This is a genomic window from Pseudomonas sp. NPDC077186, assembly GCF_044543505.1.
GTDB lineage: Bacteria > Pseudomonadota > Gammaproteobacteria > Pseudomonadales > Pseudomonadaceae > Aquipseudomonas.
This window is the reverse complement of sequence record NZ_JBITWE010000003.1, coordinates 407,297-425,614: the sequence shown is the minus strand read 5'-3', so window position 1 is coordinate 425,614 and position 18,318 is coordinate 407,297. Positions and strand designations below refer to the sequence as shown.

General features: G+C 65.0%; 17 protein-coding genes. 10 read left to right on the top strand and 7 right to left on the bottom strand.

Going from position 1 to position 18,318, the window contains the following annotated elements; translation table 11 throughout:
- Positions 1–26: 26 nt before the first annotated feature.
- The 3 genes from ACIGKL_RS13980 to ACIGKL_RS13970 all read left to right on the top strand — a co-directional run bounded on the left by ACIGKL_RS13980 (position 27) and on the right by ACIGKL_RS13970 (position 4,411).
- Entirely contained in the window at positions 27–2,864 is a 2,838-nt protein-coding gene (locus tag ACIGKL_RS13980) for a pesticin C-terminus-like muramidase (protein ID WP_397487222.1), read from the top strand.
- Positions 2,865–2,874: 10 nt separating this feature from the next.
- Positions 2,875–3,276, top strand: coding sequence for a lysozyme inhibitor LprI family protein (locus ACIGKL_RS13975; RefSeq protein ID WP_397487221.1), 402 nt, complete (start codon positions 2,875–2,877; stop codon positions 3,274–3,276).
- An 82-nt stretch (positions 3,277–3,358) separates the two neighbouring features.
- Positions 3,359–4,411, top strand: a complete 1,053-nt coding sequence (locus tag ACIGKL_RS13970; protein ID WP_397487220.1) for a tetratricopeptide repeat protein — start codon at positions 3,359–3,361, stop codon at positions 4,409–4,411.
- A 10-nt stretch (positions 4,412–4,421) separates the two neighbouring features.
- On the opposite strand, the gene ACIGKL_RS13965 is transcribed toward ACIGKL_RS13970, so the two are convergent.
- From ACIGKL_RS13965 to purE, 6 genes are all read right to left on the bottom strand, one after another.
- The gene (locus ACIGKL_RS13965; RefSeq protein WP_397487219.1) at positions 4,422–4,889 is read right to left on the bottom strand and encodes an FAD/FMN-containing dehydrogenase; all 468 of its coding nucleotides are present in this window, start codon (positions 4,887–4,889) and stop codon (positions 4,422–4,424) included.
- A 10-nt stretch (positions 4,890–4,899) separates the two neighbouring features.
- Positions 4,900–5,436 carry a DUF3299 domain-containing protein gene (locus ACIGKL_RS13960; protein ID WP_397487218.1) on the bottom strand — a complete coding sequence of 179 codons (537 nt, stop codon included), beginning with the start codon at positions 5,434–5,436 and terminating at the stop codon, positions 4,900–4,902.
- Positions 5,437–5,534: 98 nt separating this feature from the next.
- Positions 5,535–5,780, bottom strand: a complete 246-nt coding sequence (locus tag ACIGKL_RS13955; RefSeq protein ID WP_397487217.1) for a GlsB/YeaQ/YmgE family stress response membrane protein — start codon at positions 5,778–5,780, stop codon at positions 5,535–5,537.
- Between the two features lie 65 nt (positions 5,781–5,845).
- A complete protein-coding gene (locus tag ACIGKL_RS13950) occupies positions 5,846–6,610 on the bottom strand; it encodes a substrate-binding periplasmic protein (protein WP_397487216.1) in 765 nt (254 codons plus the stop codon).
- 56 nt (positions 6,611–6,666) lie between these two features.
- Complete coding sequence (locus tag ACIGKL_RS13945) at positions 6,667–7,752, bottom strand: 5-(carboxyamino)imidazole ribonucleotide synthase (RefSeq protein ID WP_397487215.1); 1,086 nt, start codon at positions 7,750–7,752, stop codon at positions 6,667–6,669.
- A 4-nt stretch (positions 7,753–7,756) separates the two neighbouring features.
- On the bottom strand, positions 7,757–8,248 hold the full coding sequence (gene purE, locus ACIGKL_RS13940) for a 5-(carboxyamino)imidazole ribonucleotide mutase (protein ID WP_397487214.1): 492 nt from the start codon (positions 8,246–8,248) through the stop codon (positions 7,757–7,759).
- 322 nt (positions 8,249–8,570) lie between these two features.
- On the opposite strand from purE, the gene adhP reads away from it, so the two are divergent.
- From adhP to ACIGKL_RS13915, 5 genes are all read left to right on the top strand, one after another.
- Positions 8,571–9,593, top strand: coding sequence for an alcohol dehydrogenase AdhP (gene adhP / locus ACIGKL_RS13935; protein ID WP_397487213.1), 1,023 nt, complete (start codon positions 8,571–8,573; stop codon positions 9,591–9,593).
- 68 nt (positions 9,594–9,661) lie between these two features.
- On the top strand, positions 9,662–10,456 hold the full coding sequence (locus tag ACIGKL_RS13930) for a hypothetical protein (RefSeq protein WP_397487212.1): 795 nt from the start codon (positions 9,662–9,664) through the stop codon (positions 10,454–10,456).
- Between the two features lie 78 nt (positions 10,457–10,534).
- Complete coding sequence (locus ACIGKL_RS13925; protein WP_397487211.1) at positions 10,535–11,527, top strand: AraC family transcriptional regulator; 993 nt, start codon at positions 10,535–10,537, stop codon at positions 11,525–11,527.
- A 204-nt stretch (positions 11,528–11,731) separates the two neighbouring features.
- Positions 11,732–12,760 carry a histone deacetylase family protein gene (locus tag ACIGKL_RS13920; protein ID WP_397487210.1) on the top strand — a complete coding sequence of 343 codons (1,029 nt, stop codon included), beginning with the start codon at positions 11,732–11,734 and terminating at the stop codon, positions 12,758–12,760.
- An 81-nt stretch (positions 12,761–12,841) separates the two neighbouring features.
- A complete protein-coding gene (locus ACIGKL_RS13915; RefSeq protein WP_397487209.1) occupies positions 12,842–13,936 on the top strand; it encodes a polyamine ABC transporter substrate-binding protein in 1,095 nt (364 codons plus the stop codon).
- A 171-nt stretch (positions 13,937–14,107) separates the two neighbouring features.
- Here ACIGKL_RS13915 and ACIGKL_RS13910 read toward each other — a convergent pair whose 3' ends face one another.
- Positions 14,108–15,013 (bottom strand): LysR substrate-binding domain-containing protein, encoded by a 906-nt coding sequence (locus tag ACIGKL_RS13910; RefSeq protein WP_397487208.1) that lies wholly within the window; start codon positions 15,011–15,013, stop codon positions 14,108–14,110.
- A 246-nt stretch (positions 15,014–15,259) separates the two neighbouring features.
- Here ACIGKL_RS13910 and ACIGKL_RS13905 point away from each other — a divergent pair, with 246 nt between their 5' ends.
- The gene (locus tag ACIGKL_RS13905) at positions 15,260–16,684 is read left to right on the top strand and encodes an aspartate ammonia-lyase (RefSeq protein WP_397487207.1); all 1,425 of its coding nucleotides are present in this window, start codon (positions 15,260–15,262) and stop codon (positions 16,682–16,684) included.
- Positions 16,685–16,811: 127 nt separating this feature from the next.
- On the top strand, positions 16,812–18,065 hold the full coding sequence (locus tag ACIGKL_RS13900; protein ID WP_397487206.1) for a dicarboxylate/amino acid:cation symporter: 1,254 nt from the start codon (positions 16,812–16,814) through the stop codon (positions 18,063–18,065).
- The last annotated feature ends 253 nt before the right edge of the window (positions 18,066–18,318 follow it).

The window sequence follows — 18,318 nt, the reverse complement described above, 5'->3', positions numbered from 1 at the left end:
AACACGATTAAAACCCAGGACAAGACATGACAAGGCGTCGCTACAAAATCGTTGAAAGTGTTGGAAAGCGCATTGAGGACGTGAACCGCTACGAAGACCTCGCTAAGCACCATCCCTCCAAAGAGCGCGAAGCCAACCGAGACTATGAGGTCATCAACGGAAAGCTTGAAGAGGTGCGTTATATCGGTGGGCGCACACTTATCAAGAAGGATTTCGTGCTGCTGGTTGATGGCAGTAACCGATCTGTCCCGGTTCCCAGCCCGTTGTCAGGCTACGCCAAGACCAGCCGCTCCTTCGGCACATTGAAGATCTACGATGCGCCCAGAAACGGCCAGTTGCTCGGGCAAATTCTGCACCTTCATCCTACGTTTAAGGTCAACGATGGCGATGCCATCACTTATGGCCAGCACATAGGCATTCAAGCTACAACAGATAGATCGGGGGAACAGGTAGGCGCCATCCACGTTCATGCCGAGCTCGAGGAAGGCGATTTCAAACGCTACATCGCTGACATGGTCAGCGGCACCCTCAACCCGGACGAGGAAAAACCGGACGTTGTCGGTGGCGGCGAAAGCGCAGCCAAGGGGGACTGGTGCTACCCATGCACGGCGTCCGCCGGCCATGCGCTGCAACACCTGACCGCCTTGAGCAAGGCCAGGGCCGGGTTCTACCCCATCGGTGGAAACGGCCTATGGCACGGCGGCATCCACCTGGACAAGGGCACCTCTGAAGTATTCGATCAGCGCCGTGTCAACTGCATGACCCATGGTGAAGTGGTCGCTTATCGCATCGACGACGAATACCCCGTCAGCACCTACGCCGGCCGGCCACCGCTGCAGGTCAGGGCGCCGTTCTCCACCGGCTTCGTTCTGGTCAGGCATACGCTGCAGCCCAAGGTACCCGCAACCGCTGACGAGTCGAAGCCCAAGCCGCCGGCGCTGACCCTCTACAGCCTCTACATGCACCTCAAATGTTGGAAAGACTACCGACAGGACGAGAAGCTGGAGCGGCCAGCCTTCTGGGGTTCCGGCATCTATACCGTCAACACCCGCAGTGGCGAACTCAACGTCAGGGCCGAAGCCCGCAGTAATGCGCCGATCATCGGCAAACTCAGTAAGGGCGCCCAGGTTCGCGCCTCGGGCGAGGGCGCCTTCCTAAAGCTCGAACAGGTGATCAGCGGCAATGACCAGGCCGCCCTCACGCCAAGAGAGGACGGCAGCCTGCCGGGCTATGTCGCCTCCTCCTTCCTGACGGCTCAATCGCAGCCCAAGGCCACGGGCTCGGTGGTACTCCTCGATCCGCCCGCGCCGATCAAGGCCGGCGACCTGATCGGCCATGTCGGTAAGTACCAGAATCAGAGCGACGGTTCGCTTCAGGAACTGCTGCATCTGGAAGTCTTCAGTTGCGAGGACGTGCCTGCGTTCGTCAGCCAAAGCCGCAGCTGGGCGCAGAGCCTGCCGGACGAGGAAAAGACCCTGCTCAAGATCCACGCCGGAGCCAGCAAACTCATTGCGCACCGCGATGACATCAAAAGCGATAATCCGCCGAAACTGAGCGATGAAGGTACTGAGATCGGCGTCGACCTGATCCTGCCGCAGAGCCTGCTGAATGCGATCCCGGCCGAGGCCAGGGTTAAGGTTCCTGCCAGCAACACAGCAACCGGCTGCACGCCCGAAGTCCACTGGTGGCGACTCGACGATCTGCTGGCCGACAAGGACGGTAAGCCGATCAACGGCTGGCTGGCGGAGCAGGAACTGATCACCACCCGCCACAGCCCATGGGAATGGGAAGGCTTCGATTTTCTTGAAGATGCCGATCCCCCCAGCTCGGGGCTGGCCTACTACCTCAATGCGGCTCGCCGCCTCTCCGAGGATGAACAGGCAAGCTACCAGGGCGCCATCGACCAGTCCGACAAAGGCCCGGTGCGCAGCCGTCTTTACGACATCATCGACACCAACCGCGACGGCAAGATGACCTCCGAAGAAGTCAAGGCAGCACTGGAAAAGCCCTGGCATGCCCAATCCATCTCGCAGCTCGTCACGCGCCATGACAGCGAGTGGTTCTGGGATGCTGCGCGTTGGGACGAACTCGACGATCTGATGGGCCACGCAGCCGATGACCCCAACCAGGACTGGGTCGAAGAGAAGAAGCGCATCCAAGCCCTGAGCTGGTGGAGCGATGTGGCTGGGAAATATGGTATTAGCACGGACGGAAAAGCATGGCACTTGCAAGCTCTCGCTCTTATCGGTGCGTTTAGTACAGCCGAAAAAGTTATCCCCACGATTAAAGAAGGGCAAATAACGTTTGACGCTGAAGGGAATAATATTCCAACTTCTCCATACTTCAGTCGTGTCATTCACTGGCCAGGAAACGATCTGTCAGGGGTAACTCTGGGGCGCGGTTATGATATGGGTTCCAGAACCGAGTCAGAAATCTACAGCCATATGAAAAATGCCGGAATCAAGGATGATCAGGCAACGAAAATTTCTCAGGCTTTCGGGAAGAAAGGCGCGGCTGCTCAGCAATTTGTAAGAGAGAATAAGGCAAGCATTGGGGAAATAACCGTAGAGCAGGAAATTATTCTCTTCAATACAATTTATCCAGACTATGTAGAGCGTGCTATTAAAAACTACAATTACTGGACTTCGATCGAGTCGAATAGGGTCGAATGGAGCGCTCTTGACCAAGCTATCAGGGATGTGCTGGTGGATTTTGTTTATCAAGGCTTTACTAAGGGGCCAAATCCGATGAAGGCCGGGATGAAAAATGACAAGGAAGAATTGATTCGCTATATAGAAAACACACCTGCTATTAGTCAATACGAACCGGGAAGAAATAGAGTCCGCTATCTCAGGAATAATTAGAGCTCTTAGTATGAAAAAAATATATCCATTTCTCTTGCTATTTTGTACATTTCCAGCGCTCAGCAACACCGTTGAAGATCCATGTGAAAGAGTTGAAGCCTCTCAACAGATCGCGCAGTGTGCAGAATATAGAAAAATTATATCGGATAAGCTTCTGAATTCAGCCTACAAGGCTGCCCTTGATCGAATCAGACATCAGTACATGCAAGCGCCATCGTTGGCGGATCAATATATTTCTCTGCTGAGGGGAGCGCAGCGAGAGTGGATAAAACTACGAGACGCCGATTGCAAACTTGAGGCTTTTGAAATAGAAGAAACTGCAGAAGCGTATCGGGTAACGATTGACAACTGCCTGTCAAGGATGAGTAACGATAGGGCGGATTATTTGAAACGCATCGCGCCTGACATATGAGCACCGCTAGCATCCATGGATAGGGTAGTTACACCTGCTATTACTCGATACATGAGCTGTGAATAAAATTCCAGGGGCACATATGCCAAGATTGCATGGAAGTAAACGTGACAGCCGATATTTGGCGCTCACCTCCATCCTGATGCTGGCCGGTGCCCTGGCCCACGCCGAAACGATACGCCACGAAGGCTTGTCCGCGCTGCAGGAGCTGCGCATTGCAGAGGGTGATAGAGGTGAACAGCACCTGCTGATCACCGATCACGCGGGCGCGTTGGTGCTCGACACGGACAAGGCCCTGCCACGTATCGAGAACGCATACTCGCCCCACAGCTACGACGGCTACATGGCGGACCTGCTCGCCGAACGCCAGGGCAAGTCGACGGTGATCGATCTGCAGGGTGAACGCCATACCCTGCTTTCACCCGTGAACAAGGCCGGGGATTACCTGCTGCTGACCACCCGTGAAGAGGGCAATGGCGCCTACAACTTCAACCTGAAGTTCAGATACGACAGCTCCGCGAAATCCTTCGACCTGACCCAGATACTGCTCAACGAGAACGACACCCAGTGCGACCAGTCTCTGCTGAGCAGCTATGCGATCGACAGCAAGGCCCTTGGCATCACGTCGATCACCGATCTCGATGGCGCCCTTGCCTTCGGCGCATTGAGGGCGTTGCGCCTGGCGCATCAGACATCATCGGCAGTCACGGCGGAGAAACTGATGCCGGAGACGGTCGCCAGCAACTTCGACGCGGCTCTGAAGGCCTACAAGGCCGGTAACGAGCAGGAACTGAAGACCCTCGTCGGCTACTTTCTCGCCGGCGATGAGGACGGCGCCTGCGCGCCCGGCAACTACGTCGTCGAGAAATACTACTTCCCGCAAAGAGTCGGCTGGTCGAACGACCTGGGCTTCCTGTTCGAGCAGGCCGGTCATTACCCGGAGGCGGTCGAACTGCTGAAACACATCACCCGTAAACACCCGGACAGGGTCGTTGCCTACCTCAACCTGGCGGATGCCTACTGGGCGCTGGACGAGCGGGAGCAGGCCGGGGAAGCCTACAACCAGTACTACGAGAAAATGCTCGCCGCCCAGAAGCAGTCGAGGATTCCGCCGCGCGTGCTGGAGAGAAAGTAGCGCGCTGCGATCAGTGCAGCTCTGCGGCCAATGCCTGCTCCAACGCGCCCGCCTCCTTGAACTTCCGCTGCGCCACCAAGCGCCCATCTTGCAACTGCAACCACAGCACATCGCCCTCGCCAGTCGGGTAGCGCGGGGCGATGCGCGTGTCGCGGTCGAGGAGGATGCGGTAGTCGTAGTCGCGCGTCTTCGGCAGCGCGACAAGGGTGGCGATGACGCTGGGCATGCGGCTGATGCCGGCGAGGAAGACCGCCTGGCGTTCGTCCAGATAGCCCTCGGACTTGCCTTCCAGAGCGGTGTTGACCAGCTTGGCGCCGTCCATGTCGCGGGCGACCAGCAGGATGCGGGTTTCCTCGTTCAACGTGTAGGGCACATCGAACTGATCCAGCAGCGTCCAGGGTGCCAGGCGCTCGCCGGGTTCCAGAGCCAGCGCAGCGGTGGAGAGCAGGCCCAGCAGCAGGAGCGTGATGATTTTCATGTGCGGCGGCTCAATAAAGGTCTTCGTCCGTCACCAGCCGCACTTCGCCCGCCTCCATGGCATAGGCCGCATCGGCCAGCTCGTTGCTGACCTTCTCCACCTTCAGCGTGCCGCTGACCCACAGCGGGGCGTAGATGTCGTCGAGGGGGATGCCCTTGGGGTAGCGCACCAGCACCAGTTGGTTGGGCGGCGGTGGCGGTACGTGGATGCAGGCGCCTGGATAGGGCACCAGGAAGAACAGGGTGCTGTTGCCCTGCTCGTCGTTTTCCAGCGGTACCGGGTAGCCGCCCAGGCGGATGGCCTTGCCGTCCAGGCCGGCCACGGTTTTGCTCGAGTACATCACCGCCGGCAGGTTCTGCTCCTGCTGGCGCAGGCCGCCCGGGGTATAGAAGGTGCTGTCGCCCTCCGGGCCCTGGTGCTGGAGTTCGGGCATTTCTTCGAGAGCCTGGCGGTCCTCGGCGGGCATTAGGTCGAGCCAGTCGGTTTCCGGCAGTTCGGCATGGGCCAGACCGGTGAATAGCAGCAGGGCGAGTAGCAGATGACGCATGGTGCATGGAGTCTCGTGACGGCGGAAAGCCAGAGCCGGCTAAGCTGGCGATTGTCGATGGCAACACGCTGGCCAACCGGCTCCTACAGAACGGGTGGCTAGCCCTTCTTGATCGCGCCGTAGATTATCAGCAGAACGATGGCGCCGATCACCGCGCCGACGAAACCGGCCGCCTGGCCGGCCTGGTAGATGCCCAGCGCCTGGCCGCCGTAGGTGGCGGCGATGGAGCCGCCGATGCCGAGCAGGATGGTCATGATCCAGCCCATGCTGTCGTCGCCCGGCTTGAGGAAGCGGGCGATCAGGCCGACGATCAGGCCGATGAAGATGGTGCCGATGATACCCATGTGGCGTTTCTCCTTGAGGGGGCCGCGCGTGCGGCAGACGTGCATGAGACAGGCGCGAGGCGCTGTCAGTTCGCCATGTCCGGCGCCGGTACGCCGTAACGGTGGTAGATCAGGCTGATTTCGCCCTGCTCGCGCATGCGCTGGAGTTCCTCGCCCAGGCGCTCGTAGAGGGCGTGGCGGTCGCTGCGGTAGCGCTTGAGCGAGGCGCCGAAGTGGTTGCCGAGCAGCTGTTGGTGGGCGTACTGCGCGTAGCTGTAGTCGTGGAACTTCATCGCGGCGAACTGCGCCTCGATGGCTGCCGGGTCGAGAATGGCCAGGGCGTCCAGGCGGCCGGCGCGGAACATCGCCGCGAGCTGCGCGTCGTCGCTGGCGTAGACGCGACCGAGTCGGTCGTCGCTGTCGAACGGCTCGAAATAGGCGGTGCCGCGTTTGACCCCCAGGTTCTGCTGGTACAGGTCGGCGTAGCGCGCCAGTTCGGCTTCGCGTCCCGGGCGGACGATAAAGCGCACGTTCAGCCGCTGGCTGCCAATGCTCGGCAGGTAATGGATATAGGCGCGACGTTCTTCGGTGAGCAGCACCCGCGGCACCAGGTCGACGCGCCCCGAGCGCAGGTCGTCGAGGCTGCGTAGGAAGGGCGCCTGGCGCCAGTGCAGGCGCACGCCGAGGCGTTGTGCGGCGGTTTCCAGCACGCTGATCAGCGGGCCGCTGGGCAGGCCGTCGACGGCGCGCATCTCCGGCGGGCGCTCGCGGAAATCGACGCGCAGCACCTCCTGTGCAGCGACGCCGGTCATGGCGAACAGCAGGGGCAGCAGGGCGAGCAGGCGCTTCATGGAGGGGGCTCTTGGACGACGGCCGTCGTCCAAGAGCTTAGTCGCCAATCGCCGTTTCAGCCCTTGGCGATCAGCGCTTCGACGGCCGCGATGCCGGCGTCGAGACTGGCGCGGTCGGCGCTGCGCAGGGTGGCGTGGCCAACCTTGCGGCCGACCTTGAAGGCCTTGCCGTAGTGGTGCAGATGGCAGTCGGCGACGGCGATCACCTTGTCCACCGGCGGCACAGTGCCGATAAAGTTGAGCATCGCGCTTTCGCCCAGCTTGGCGGTGGAGCCCAGCGGCAGGCCGGCGACGGCGCGCAGGTGGTTCTCGAACTGGCTGCACTCGGCTCCTTCGATGGTCCAGTGCCCGGAGTTGTGCACGCGCGGGGCGATCTCGTTGGCCTTGAGGCCGCCGTCCACCTCGAAGAACTCGAAGGCCAGCACGCCGACGTAGTCGAGTTTCTCCAGCACGCGGCCGACGTAGTCCTCGGCCAGCGCCTGCAGCGGATGCGCGCTGCTGGCGACGGAGAGGGCGAGGATGCCGCTGTCGTGGCGGTTGTGCACCAGCGGGTAGAAGCGCGTTTCGCCGTCGCGGGCGCGCACGGCGATCAGTGACACCTCGCCGGTGAAGGGCACGAAACCCTCGAGGATGCACGGCACGCTGCCCAGCTCGGCGAAGGCGCCGACCACGTCATCGGGCTTGCGCAGGACCTTCTGGCCCTTGCCGTCGTAGCCCAGGGTGCGGGTCTTCATCACCGCCGGCAGGCCGATGGCGGCCACCGCGGCGTCCAGATCGGCCTGCGACTGGATATCGGCGAAGTCCGGGGTGGGAATGCCCAGGTCCTTGAACATGGATTTTTCGAACCAGCGGTCGCGGGCGATGCGCAGCGCCTCGGCCGAGGGGTAGACCGGCACGAACTGGGAGAGGAAGGCCACGGTCTCGGCCGGCACGCTCTCGAACTCGAAGGTGACCAGATCGACCTCGTCGGCCAGCTGGCGCAGGTGATCCTGGTCGCCGTAGTCGGCGCGGATATGTTCGCCGAGGGCCTGGGCGCAGGCGTCCGGCGCCGGGTCGAGGAAGGCGAAGTTCATCCCCAGCGGGGTGCCGGCCAGGGCCAGCATGCGGCCGAGTTGGCCGCCGCCAATTACACCGATCTTCATCGCATCAGGCCTCGCGCGGGTCCGGATTGTTCAGCACGGTCTCGGTCTGCTCGTCGCGGAACTGCTTGAGCGCCGCGTGGAACTGCGGGTGCTGGTGGCCGAGGATGCTGGCGGCGAGCAGGGCGGCGTTGACCGCACCGGCCTTGCCGATGGCCAGGGTGGCGACCGGGATGCCGGCCGGCATCTGCACGATCGACAGCAGCGAGTCGACGCCCGAGAGCATCGACGACTGCACCGGCACGCCGAGCACCGGCAGGTGGGTCTTGGCCGCGCACATGCCGGGTAGGTGGGCGGCGCCGCCGGCGCCGGCGATGATCACCTGGATGCCGCGTTCCTCGGCCTGTTCGGCGTACTGGAACAGCAGGTCCGGGGTGCGGTGGGCGGAGACCACCTTGACCTCATGGGGGATGCCCAGCTTGTCCAGCATCTCGGCGGTGTGGCTAAGGGTGGACCAATCGGACTTGGAGCCCATGATCACGCCAACCAGTGCGCTCATCGTCGTGCCTCTTCTCTCGGGCGCCTTGCGGCGCGGCAAATATCGGCGCCTTGCGGCGCGTTAACTATCGGCGCCATGCGGCGCGTCAAAAACCAACAAGCCACGCGGGCGGACCGGCGTGGCTTGTGAGCGACAGGTGGCCGGGTGCAGCCGGCCGAAGGCCGCGCAGTATAACGCAAAGCCGCGGCTGGCGGGCAGCTGCCATGACCGTCCGTCATGCGCCGCTCGGGCCGCGACGCAAGCCGCCCGAACATTGCTCTGGAGCAATGCCGGCGCGCCCAGGCGGCGCACACTGCTGGTTCCGCATCGACAGGAGCAGAGCATGAACCAGAGCATGAAAGCCGCGGTGGTGCACGCCTTCGGCGAGCCGCTGCGCATCGAGGAAGTGAAGACGCCGCTGCCCGGGCCCGGGCAGATTCTGGTCAAGATCGAGGCCTCGGGCGTCTGTCACACCGACCTGCACGCCGCCGAGGGCGACTGGCCGGTGAAGCCCAGCCTGCCCTTTATCCCCGGTCACGAGGGCGTCGGCTACGTCGCCGCGGTCGGTCGCGGGGTGACCCGGGTCAAGGAGGGCGACCGCGTCGGCGTGCCCTGGCTGTACAGCGCTTGCGGTTGTTGCGAGCACTGCCTGACCGGCTGGGAAACCCTCTGCGAGAGTCAGCAGAACACCGGCTACTCGATCAACGGCGGCTACGCCGAATACGTGCTGGCCGACCCCAATTACGTCGGCATTCTGCCGAACAACGTCGATTTCCTGGAAATGGCGCCGATCCTCTGTGCGGGGGTGACGGTGTACAAGGGCCTCAAGGTCACCGGCGCGCGGCCCGGCCAGTGGGTGGCGATCTCCGGCATCGGCGGTCTCGGCCACGTCGCCGTGCAGTACGCCAGGGCCATGGGGCTGCACGTGGCGGCGGTGGATGTCGACGACGCCAAGCTGACGCTGGCGCGCAAGCTCGGCGCCAGCCTGACGGTGAACGCGCGCCAGGAGAACCCGGCCGAGGTGATCCAGCGCGAGATCGGCGGCGCCCATGGCGTGCTGGTCACCGCGGTGTCCAACGCTGCCTTCGGCCAGGCCATCGGCATGGCGCGCCGGCGCGGTACCGTGGCCCTGGTCGGCCTGCCGCCGGGCGATTTCCCCACGCCGATCTTCGACGTGGTGCTCAAGGCCATCAGCATCACCGGCTCCATCGTCGGCACCCGTGCCGACCTGCAGGAGGCGCTGGACTTCGCCGGCGAAGGTCTGGTCAAGGCGACCGTGCACGGCGACAGCCTGGATAATATCAACGCCGTCTTCGAGCAGATGCGCGGCGGGCAGATCGAGGGACGGGTGGTGCTGCAGTTCTAGCCTGCGCAGACCGCGGTGCTGCCGCGGTCTATACTGCGCACTCTTCACCCGTACAAGGACGTATCGCCATGAAACAGCACGTTTCGTTGTTTGCCCTTGCGCTGCTCTCGCTGCCGGCCGCCGCCCTGGAGCTGGCCAAGCACCCGCAGGCGTTCGACGCCGGCCAGGGCGTCAGCCTGATCCTCGCCCCCAGCGCCGACGGCCGGCAGGCCCTGGTGCAGGTCAGGGGCATCAATCATCCGCTCGACGAGGTGGTGCTGCTCACCCAGGTGCGCGAGTTGGGTCACGAGCAGCGCGACTACGCCATCCGCCTCGACGGCCGCGACTACAACCTGGTCAACCGCCGCCGCGCCTGGGGCGGCGAGAGCTATCAGCTCAATCTGCCGGACACTCCGGGTTTCGAGCTGGGCTACGACCAGGCGCAGACCCGGGCGCTGAATCTCGACGAGCTGCTGGCGCTGTATCAGCGCCAGGAAAAGGCCGGGCTGCAGGCGCGCTTCGCCGCTTTCGACCGCAAGAAGCGCCTGCAGGACTACAGCCAGCGCCTGCAGCAGATGGATCGCGAGGCCTCGCAGGCCTGCGACACGCCGCTGGCGACCCGGGTGGACTGGAACGCCATCGACGACGAGCGCTTGATGAGCCTGAGCGTGCCGCACTTCTGCGGCGAGGTGGTCAGGCAGCTCGCCTACCTGTGCGAGCGCGCCGCGCCGTACAAGGCCGAGGCGCGCAGTATCAAGGGCGTCGAATGCCGCTTCGGCGAGGCGATGAAACTGCGCGAGGACAACGGCCAGCTGCTGTTCACCACGCGCAAGGACGAGCCGAACCAGGGCGACTTCATCAACGCCATTCTGCGCAATCGCTGATAGCCTCCGACGGGTAGAACCCGCCCCCGCGGCATGCTTCTTGCGTTCGTTCGCTGACCTGCGCCAACGGAACGCCCCATGCTGCACGCCCACCTGACCACCCTGCACGTGGTCGCCCTGATCCTGCAACGCTTCGCCACGCAGCCCGAGCTGATCCCGCGGCTGCTCGACGGCAGTGGTATCGCACCGGAAGATCCGGGCAGCGGCGAGGCGCGCATCACACGGGTGCAGGAGCTGCAGGTGTGCGCCAATGCCCTGGCCCTGCGCGCCGACCTCGGCCTGGAACTGGGGCGCAGCCTGCATGTGTCGTCCTACGGCCTGCTCGGTTACGCCGCGCTCTCGGCTGCCACCTTTGGTGACGCCTGGCGCCTGCTGCTGCAGTACCCGGCGCTGCTCGGCACCTACTTCGACCTGCAACTGCAGGTGGAGGACGGCCTGGCCTGGGTCAGCGCCGGCGACTACCGCGACGCCGCCGCGCTGGAGGTGTTCAACGTGGAGATGTGCCTGGCCTCGCTCAAGCTGATCGGCGACGAGCTGCTCGGCCGGCCGCTGCCGCTGGTGCGCGCCGAATTCCGCCATGCCCGCCCGGCCTATGTGGCGCGCTACGCGCCGAGCTTCGACTGCCCGCTGGGCTTCGGCGCCGCGCGCAATGCCTTCGCCTTTCCCGCCGAACTGCTGACCCGGCGCCTGCCGCTGGCCGACCCGGTGACCCACTGCGAGGTGGTCGAGCGCTGCCGCCGGCAGAACGCCGAATTCACCAGCCGCCAGGCCTGGCTGGAGCGGGTGCGCCAGGCGCTCGCCGCGCAGCTGGCCGCGCCGCCGGGGCTGGAGGCGCTGGCGCAGCAGCTGCACTGCTCGCCGCGCACCCTGCGCCGTCACCTGCAGGAGCTGGGCACCAGCTACCAGGGCCTGCTCGACGAGCTGCGCTTCGAGCGCGCCAAGGCCCTGCTCGGCCAGCAGGACTGGCCGGTGTACCGCATCGCCGAGGCGCTCGGCTTCAGCGAGACCGCCAGCTTCCGCCATGCCTTCCAGCGCTGGAGCGGCGTGCCGCCGAGTCGCTTTCGCGCGTAGCCGCAGGGTGTGCTGTGCGCACCGGGGCGATTGTCAGGCGGTGCGCGCGGCGCACCCTACGGGGCGTAGCGGCCATCCGGGCTACGACGGCAGGGCCAGCGCAGTTTGGCCATTTCGATCCCCTTTTGGCCGTTGCCAGTGTTTTCCGCCGGGGCGCGGCGGGCGAACAATTGAGGCTCGACAACAAGACCGGAGCCGCCTCGCATGCTCACCTACTACAGCGACGACCACCACCTGCACCACGGCAAGTGCGAGCTGATCGACGGCCAGCTGATGCCCTGCTTCGAGAAGCCGCAGCGCGCCGACCACATTCTGGCCCGCGTGAAGAATCGCCAGCTCGGCGACGTCCGCGCGCCGAAGGATTTCGGCCTGGCGCCCATCGAGCGCATCCACAGCACCGCCTACCTCGATTTCTTCCAGGGCGCCTGGCGCCGCTGGCAGGAACAGGGCGGCCAGGGCGACCTGCTGCCCTTCACCTGGCCGGCGCGCACGCTACGCCGGATGATCCCCAACGACCTGCACGGCCAGCTCGGCTACTACAGTTTCGACGGCGGCGCGCCGATCACTGCCGGCACCTGGCAGGCCGCCTACAGCGCCGCGCAGGTGGCGCTCAGCGCCCAGGCCGAGATTGCCGCCGGCGCGCGCAGCGCCTTCGCCCTGTGCCGGCCGCCGGGCCACCACGCCGCCGGCGACCTGATGGGCGGCTACTGCTACCTGAACAATGCCGCCATCGCCGCCCAGGCCTTCCTCGACCAGGGCCGCAGCAAGGTGGCCATCCTCGACGTCGACTACCACCACGGCAACGGCACCCAGGACATCTTCTACCGCCGCGGCGACGTGCTGTTCGCCTCGATCCACGGCGACCCGGCCGAGGAGTTCCCGTTCTTCCTGGGGTACGCCGACGAGCATGGCGAGGGCGACGGCGAGGGCTGCAACCACAACTACCCGCTGCCCATGGGCAGTTCCTGGGAGGTATGGAACCAGGCGCTGGAGCAGGCCTGCCGGCGCATCAAAGAGTACGGCGCCGAGGTGCTGGTGGTGTCGCTGGGCGTCGACACCTACATGGAAGACCCGATCTCGCAGTTCAAGCTGGACAGCCCGGACTACCTGGCCATGGGCCGGCGCATCGCCGCGCTGGGCCTGCCCACCCTGTTCGTCATGGAGGGCGGCTACGCGGTGGAGGCCATCGGCATCAACGCGGTCAACGTGCTGGAAGGCTTCGAGGGCGCGTAGGGCGGCCCGCCCGGCCAAGGGTGGACAAGGCTGCGCCATGTCCACCCTACGAATTTCATAACGTCTGCAAGGGTGAATACGATGACAACGATCAAACACCTGCTCGGCGCCGCCCTGTGCGGCGCCACCCTGCTCAGCGGCGCGCTGCAGGCCCAAGAGCTGCGCGTCTACAACTGGGCCGACTACATCCTCCCGGAGGTGCCCAAGGACTTCCAGAAGCAGTCCGGCGTGCAGATCACCTGGGACACCTTCGAGACCAACGAGGCACTGGAGGCCAAGCTGCTCACCGGCAACTCCGGCTACGACCTGGTGATCCCCTCCAACCAGTTCCTCGAAACCCAGATCAGGGCCGGCGTGTTTATGCCGCTGGACAAGTCCAAGCTGCCCAACTGGAAGAACCTCGACCCGGTGCTGCTCGGCCTGCTGGAGAAGAACGACCCGGGCAACCAGTACGGCGTGCCCTACATGTACGGCACCGTGCTGCTCGGCTACAACCCGGACAAGGTCAAGGCCGCGCTCGGCGAAGACGCGCCGGTGAACAGCTGGGATCTGGTGTTCAAGCCCGAGTACATGGAGAAACTGAAATCCTGCGGCGTGGCCATGCTCGACTCGCCCACCGAGATTATCCCCATCGCCCTGCACTACTTGGGCCTGGACCCCAACAGCGCCAACCCGGCCGACTACGACAAGGTCACCGAGCTGCTGCTCAAGGTGCGCCCCTACGTGGCCTATTTCCATTCGGCCAAGTACATGACCGACATCGCCAACGGCGACATCTGCGTGGCCATCGGCTACTCCGGCAGCTTCTACCAGTTCGCCAACCGCGCCAAGGAAGCCGGCAACGGCGTGGTGATCAACTGGCGCCTGCCCAAGGAAGGCGCGCCGATCTGGTTCGACACCTGGGCCATCCCCAAGAGCGCGAGCAACGTCGACGAGGCGCATGCCTTTATCAACCACCTGCTCGAGCCCCAGGTGATCGCGCCGATCAGCGATTTTCTCGGCTACCCCAACCCCAACGTGCCGGGCATGCAGCTGGTGGGCAAGGCGATCGCAGGCGACGCCGACCTGACCCCGACCCCGGAGCTGCAGCAGTCGCTGTACGTGGTGCAGCCGCTGCCGCAGAAGATCGAGCGGGTGCGCACGCGGGCCTGGACCTCGATCAAGTCGGGCAAGTGACGATAAGTCGCTATAAGCTCGCGGCTAAAGCGGAATGCCGCCCAGCCGCTCCTACGGAACACCGCACAACCTGTAGGAGCGGCTTCAGGCGCGAATGCCTTGCTGCCCGTAGGGTGCGCCGTGCGCACCGCCAGACAGCCGGTGCGCGCGGCGCACCCTACCGAGCAGCGCTCAGCCACCCACCTCGCCCGTCTCCAGCTTGCGCCACAGCAGGCGCACCGCGGCCTTGCGCACCAGGGCGCAGCGGTACAGGCGGATCTCCAGCGGCACCTGCCACTGCTCGCCGCCGCACACGGCCAGCTCGCCGCGGGCCAGCTCGGCGGTGACCGACAGGCGCGGCACCCAGGCCACGCCCATGCCCTGCAGGGCCATGCTCTTGAGGCTGTCGGCCATGGCGGTCTCGTACACCGTGGTCGAGCGCAGCGCGCGCTGGCGCAGCAGCAGGTTGACCGAGCGGCCGAGGAAGGCGCCGGCGCTGTAGGCCAGCAGCGGCACGCTCTGCCCGCCGTCGAGGTCGTACAGCGGCGCGCCGGCCTCGTCCACCGCGCACACCGGCAGCATCGAGGTGGTGCCCAGGTGCAGCGAGGGGAAGATCTGCGGATCCATCTGCAGCGCGGCGTCCGGGTCGTAGTAGGCGAGGATCAGGTCGCAGGCGCCCTCGCGCAGCGAATGCACCGCCTCGCCGACGTTGGTCGCCACCAGTCGGGTGTTCAGCGGCAGGCCCTCGCGGCGCAGGCGGGCGATCCATTCGGGGAAGAAGCCCAGGGTCAGCGAGTGGGCGGCGGCGATCGACAGCACCTCGCCTTGCTGGCCTTCCAGGTTGTGCAGGTGGCGCACCACCTCGCCGAGCTGCTCGACCAGGCTGCGCGCGGTGACCAGAAACAGCCGGCCGGCCTCGGTCAGCTCGATGGGCGTGCAGCTGCGGTCGACCAGGATCAGGCCGAGCATGGCCTCCAGGCTGCGGATGCGCCGGCTGAACGCCGGCTGGGTGACGAAGCGCTTTTCCGCGGCCTGGGAGAAGCTGCGGGTGGCGGCCAGGGCGATAAAGTCCTCCAGCCATTTGGTTTCCAGGTTCATCACAGGCTCCCGAGGATTGACCCGATAGATAGGGCGCGAACCGTGGGAGGCGCTTCAGCGGCGAGCGGTCGCGGCTGAAGCCCCTCCCACGGCGGTCGCGCACGCCGCAACGACGGCCGGCGTCACACCGGCATTATGCCGATTGTGCATAGGGCAGCAAGCAACGGCATTGGCCGAGTTAGTGGCTGAGCCCATAGTCTATGGGCATCGCGGCGCTCGCCGCATTTCCCAAGAGTCATCGCTATCATGTCCTCTGCTGCATCTGTTCGCGTCGAAAAAGACCTGCTCGGCACCCTCGAAGTCCCCGCCGATGCCTATTACGGCATCCAGACCCTGCGCGCCGTGCAGAACTTCCGCCTGTCCGGCGTGCCGCTGTCGCACTACCCGAAACTGGTGATCGGCCTGGCCATGGTCAAGCAGGCTTCGGCCGACGCCAACCGCGAGCTGGGCCATCTGTCCGCCGCCAAGCACACGGCGATCAGTACCGCCTGCGCGCGCATCATCCAGGGCGAGTTCCACGAGCAGTTCGTGGTCGACATGATCCAGGGCGGCGCCGGCACCTCGACCAATATGAACGCCAACGAGGTCATCGCGAACATTGCGTTGGAGGCCATGGGCTTTGAGAAGGGCGAGTACCAGCACCTGCACCCGAACAACGACGTGAATATGGCGCAGTCGACCAACGATGCGTATCCGACCGCCATCCGCCTCGGCCTGCTGCTCGGCCACGACAGCCTGCTCGGCGCGCTGGACAAGCTGATCCAGTCCTTCGCCGCCAAGGGCCTGGAGTTCGGCCATGTGCTGAAGATGGGTCGCACCCAGCTGCAGGACGCCGTGCCGATGACCCTCGGTCAGGAATTCCGCGCCTTCGCCACCACCCTCGGCGAAGACCTGCAGCACCTCAAGCTGCTGGCGCCGACCCTGCTCACCGAGGTCAACCTGGGCGGCACCGCCATCGGCACCGGCATCAACGCCGACCCGAAGTACCAGGCCCTGGCGGTCAAGCGCCTGGCCATCATCAGCGGCCACCCGCTGATCCCGGCCGCCGACCTGATCGAGGCAACCAGCGACATGGGCGCCTTCGTGCTGTTCTCCGGCATGCTCAAACGCACCGCGGTCAAGCTGTCGAAGATCTGCAACGACCTGCGCCTGCTCTCCAGCGGCCCGCGCACCGGGATCAACGAGATCAACCTGCCGCCGCGTCAGCCGGGCAGCTCGATCATGCCGGGCAAGGTCAACCCGGTGATCCCCGAAGCGGTCAACCAGGTGGCCTTCGAGGTGATCGGCAACGACCTGGCGCTGACCATGGCGGCCGAGGGCGGCCAGCTGCAGCTCAACGTGATGGAGCCCTTGATCGCCTACAAGATCTTCGACTCGATCCGCCTGCTGACCCGCGCCATGGACATGCTGCGCGAGCTGTGCATCGACGGCATCAGCGCCAACGAGGCTCATTGCCGCCAGCTGATGGAGAACTCCATCGGCCTGATCACCGCGCTCAACCCCTATATCGGCTACGAGAACGCCACCCGCATCGCCAAGGTCGCCCTGGACAGCGGGCGCGGCGTGCTGGAGCTGGTGCGCGAGGAAAAGCTGCTGGACGAGGCCACCCTGGCCGACATCCTGCGCCCCGAGAACATGATCGCCCCGCGCCTGGTTCCGCTGCAGGGCTGATCTTCCTGGCAACACCCGCGCCGCCCTCCTTCGAGTGCGGCGCGTTTCTTTCCGCCCTAGCCTGCCGGGCGGCACCGCTCAAGGCCGCATAGACGGCCCCACAACAACGACAATCCGGGTGATAACCATGAGTCAGAGCACTACCGCTTCCCTCTCCCTCCTTGCGCGCGTGCCGCTGTGGCAGCAGATCCTCGTCGGCCTGGCCCTCGGCGTCGCCGTCGGCATGCTGTTCAAGGGCGGCGCCCAGGCGCTGGCGCCAATCGGCGCGCTGTTCCTCAACGCGATCAAGATGCTCATCGTGCCGCTGGTGTTCGTCTCCCTGGTGGCGGGCATTACCGCCATGAGCGACAGCGCCAAGCTCGGCCGCATCAGCGTCAAGACCATCGCCATCTACCTGATCACCACCGCCTTCGCGGTGAGCATCGGCCTGCTGTTCGGCGCCCTGTTCAGCCCCGGCGAGGGCATGCAGATGGTCGCCAGCGGCAGCCAGGAGGCCAAGCAGGCGCCCTCGCTGGTGCAGATCCTGGTGGGCCTGGTGCCGACCAACCCGGTCACCGCCTTCGCCGAGGGCAATATCCTGCAGATCATTGTCTTCGCCATCGCCCTGGGCGTGAGCATGAACCTGATCGGCGACAAGGCCGCGCCGGCGGTCAAGCTGTTCGACAGCCTGGCCGAGGTGTTCTACAAGCTCACCGACCTGGTCATGCGCCTGGCGCCCATCGGCGTGTTCGCGCTGATCGCCGGCGTGGTCGCCGCCCACGGCATCGAGGTGCTGCTGCCGCTGGCGAGCGTGATCGGGGTGATCTACCTGGCCAGCATCGCCCATATGCTGCTGGTCTACGGCGGCCTGATCGGCGGCCTGGCGCGCCTCAGCCCGCTGCGCTTCTTCAAGGGCATCGCCCCGGCGCTGGCGGTGGCCTTCAGCACCTCGAGCAGCGCCGGCACCCTGCCGGTGTCCATCGAGTGCGCGCGCAAGAACCTCGGCGTGTCGCAGGGCGTGGCCGGCTTCGTGCTGCCGGTGGGCGCCACCATCAACATGGACGGCACCGCCATCTACCAGGGCGTGCTGGCGCTGTTCATCGCCCAGGCCTTCGGCGTCGACCTGAATGCCGGCCAGTACCTGATGATCATCCTCACCGCCACCCTGGCCTCGATCGGCACCGCCGGCGTGCCCGGCGCCGGGCTGATCATGCTCGGCCTGGTGCTGACCTCGGTTGGCCTGCCGCTGGAAGGCGTGGCGCTGATCGCCGGTATCGACCGCATCCTCGACATGGCGCGCACCACGGTCAACGTCGCCGGCGACCTGATGACCACCACCCTGGTGGGCAGCAGCGAGAAGGAGCTGGATCGCGAGGTCTACAACAGCGACAACGCCGCCTGAGCAACCGCTTTCATAGGAGGCCTTCACCAGCCTCAACCTTCAGGGATGGCTTTGGCCATCCCTTTTTTTGCGCGGCGTTCTGGGGGCGTTAGATGCGATACGCCAGTCGCGGCTCAAGCCCCCTCCCACAAGGCGCTATCCCGGCGGCCTGCCAAGGATGTTCTGAAAAAACCATCTATCGTCACTCCCGCGAAGGCGGGAGCCCAGGTGATTCGCAGGTTCTGGATGCCCGCCTGCGCGAGCATGACGGCTT

Excerpts from the sequence above, each read along its gene's own strand:
- ACIGKL_RS13950 (WP_397487216.1), bottom strand. The coding sequence starts at position 6,610 with ATGAAGCGCCTGCTCGCCCTGCTGCCCCTGCTGTTCGCCATGACCGGC.
- ACIGKL_RS13960 (WP_397487218.1), bottom strand. The coding sequence starts at position 5,436 with ATGCGTCATCTGCTACTCGCCCTGCTGCTATTCACCGGTCTGGCCCAT.
- ACIGKL_RS13930 (WP_397487212.1), top strand. The coding sequence starts at position 9,662 with ATGAAACAGCACGTTTCGTTGTTTGCCCTTGCGCTGCTCTCGCTGCCG.
- ACIGKL_RS13900 (WP_397487206.1), top strand. The coding sequence starts at position 16,812 with ATGAGTCAGAGCACTACCGCTTCCCTCTCCCTCCTTGCGCGCGTGCCG.
- ACIGKL_RS13925 (WP_397487211.1), top strand. The coding sequence starts at position 10,535 with ATGCTGCACGCCCACCTGACCACCCTGCACGTGGTCGCCCTGATCCTG.
- ACIGKL_RS13910 (WP_397487208.1), bottom strand. The coding sequence starts at position 15,013 with ATGAACCTGGAAACCAAATGGCTGGAGGACTTTATCGCCCTGGCCGCC.
- ACIGKL_RS13975 (WP_397487221.1), top strand. The coding sequence starts at position 2,875 with ATGAAAAAAATATATCCATTTCTCTTGCTATTTTGTACATTTCCAGCG.
- ACIGKL_RS13905 (WP_397487207.1), top strand. The coding sequence starts at position 15,260 with ATGTCCTCTGCTGCATCTGTTCGCGTCGAAAAAGACCTGCTCGGCACC.
- ACIGKL_RS13915 (WP_397487209.1), top strand. The coding sequence starts at position 12,842 with ATGACAACGATCAAACACCTGCTCGGCGCCGCCCTGTGCGGCGCCACC.
- purE (WP_397487214.1), bottom strand. The coding sequence starts at position 8,248 with ATGAGCGCACTGGTTGGCGTGATCATGGGCTCCAAGTCCGATTGGTCC.
- ACIGKL_RS13945 (WP_397487215.1), bottom strand. The coding sequence starts at position 7,752 with ATGAAGATCGGTGTAATTGGCGGCGGCCAACTCGGCCGCATGCTGGCC.
- ACIGKL_RS13970 (WP_397487220.1), top strand. The coding sequence starts at position 3,359 with ATGCCAAGATTGCATGGAAGTAAACGTGACAGCCGATATTTGGCGCTC.
- adhP (WP_397487213.1), top strand. The coding sequence starts at position 8,571 with ATGAACCAGAGCATGAAAGCCGCGGTGGTGCACGCCTTCGGCGAGCCG.
- ACIGKL_RS13980 (WP_397487222.1), top strand. The coding sequence starts at position 27 with ATGACAAGGCGTCGCTACAAAATCGTTGAAAGTGTTGGAAAGCGCATT.
- ACIGKL_RS13965 (WP_397487219.1), bottom strand. The coding sequence starts at position 4,889 with ATGAAAATCATCACGCTCCTGCTGCTGGGCCTGCTCTCCACCGCTGCG.
- ACIGKL_RS13920 (WP_397487210.1), top strand. The coding sequence starts at position 11,732 with ATGCTCACCTACTACAGCGACGACCACCACCTGCACCACGGCAAGTGC.
- ACIGKL_RS13955 (WP_397487217.1), bottom strand. The coding sequence starts at position 5,780 with ATGGGTATCATCGGCACCATCTTCATCGGCCTGATCGTCGGCCTGATC.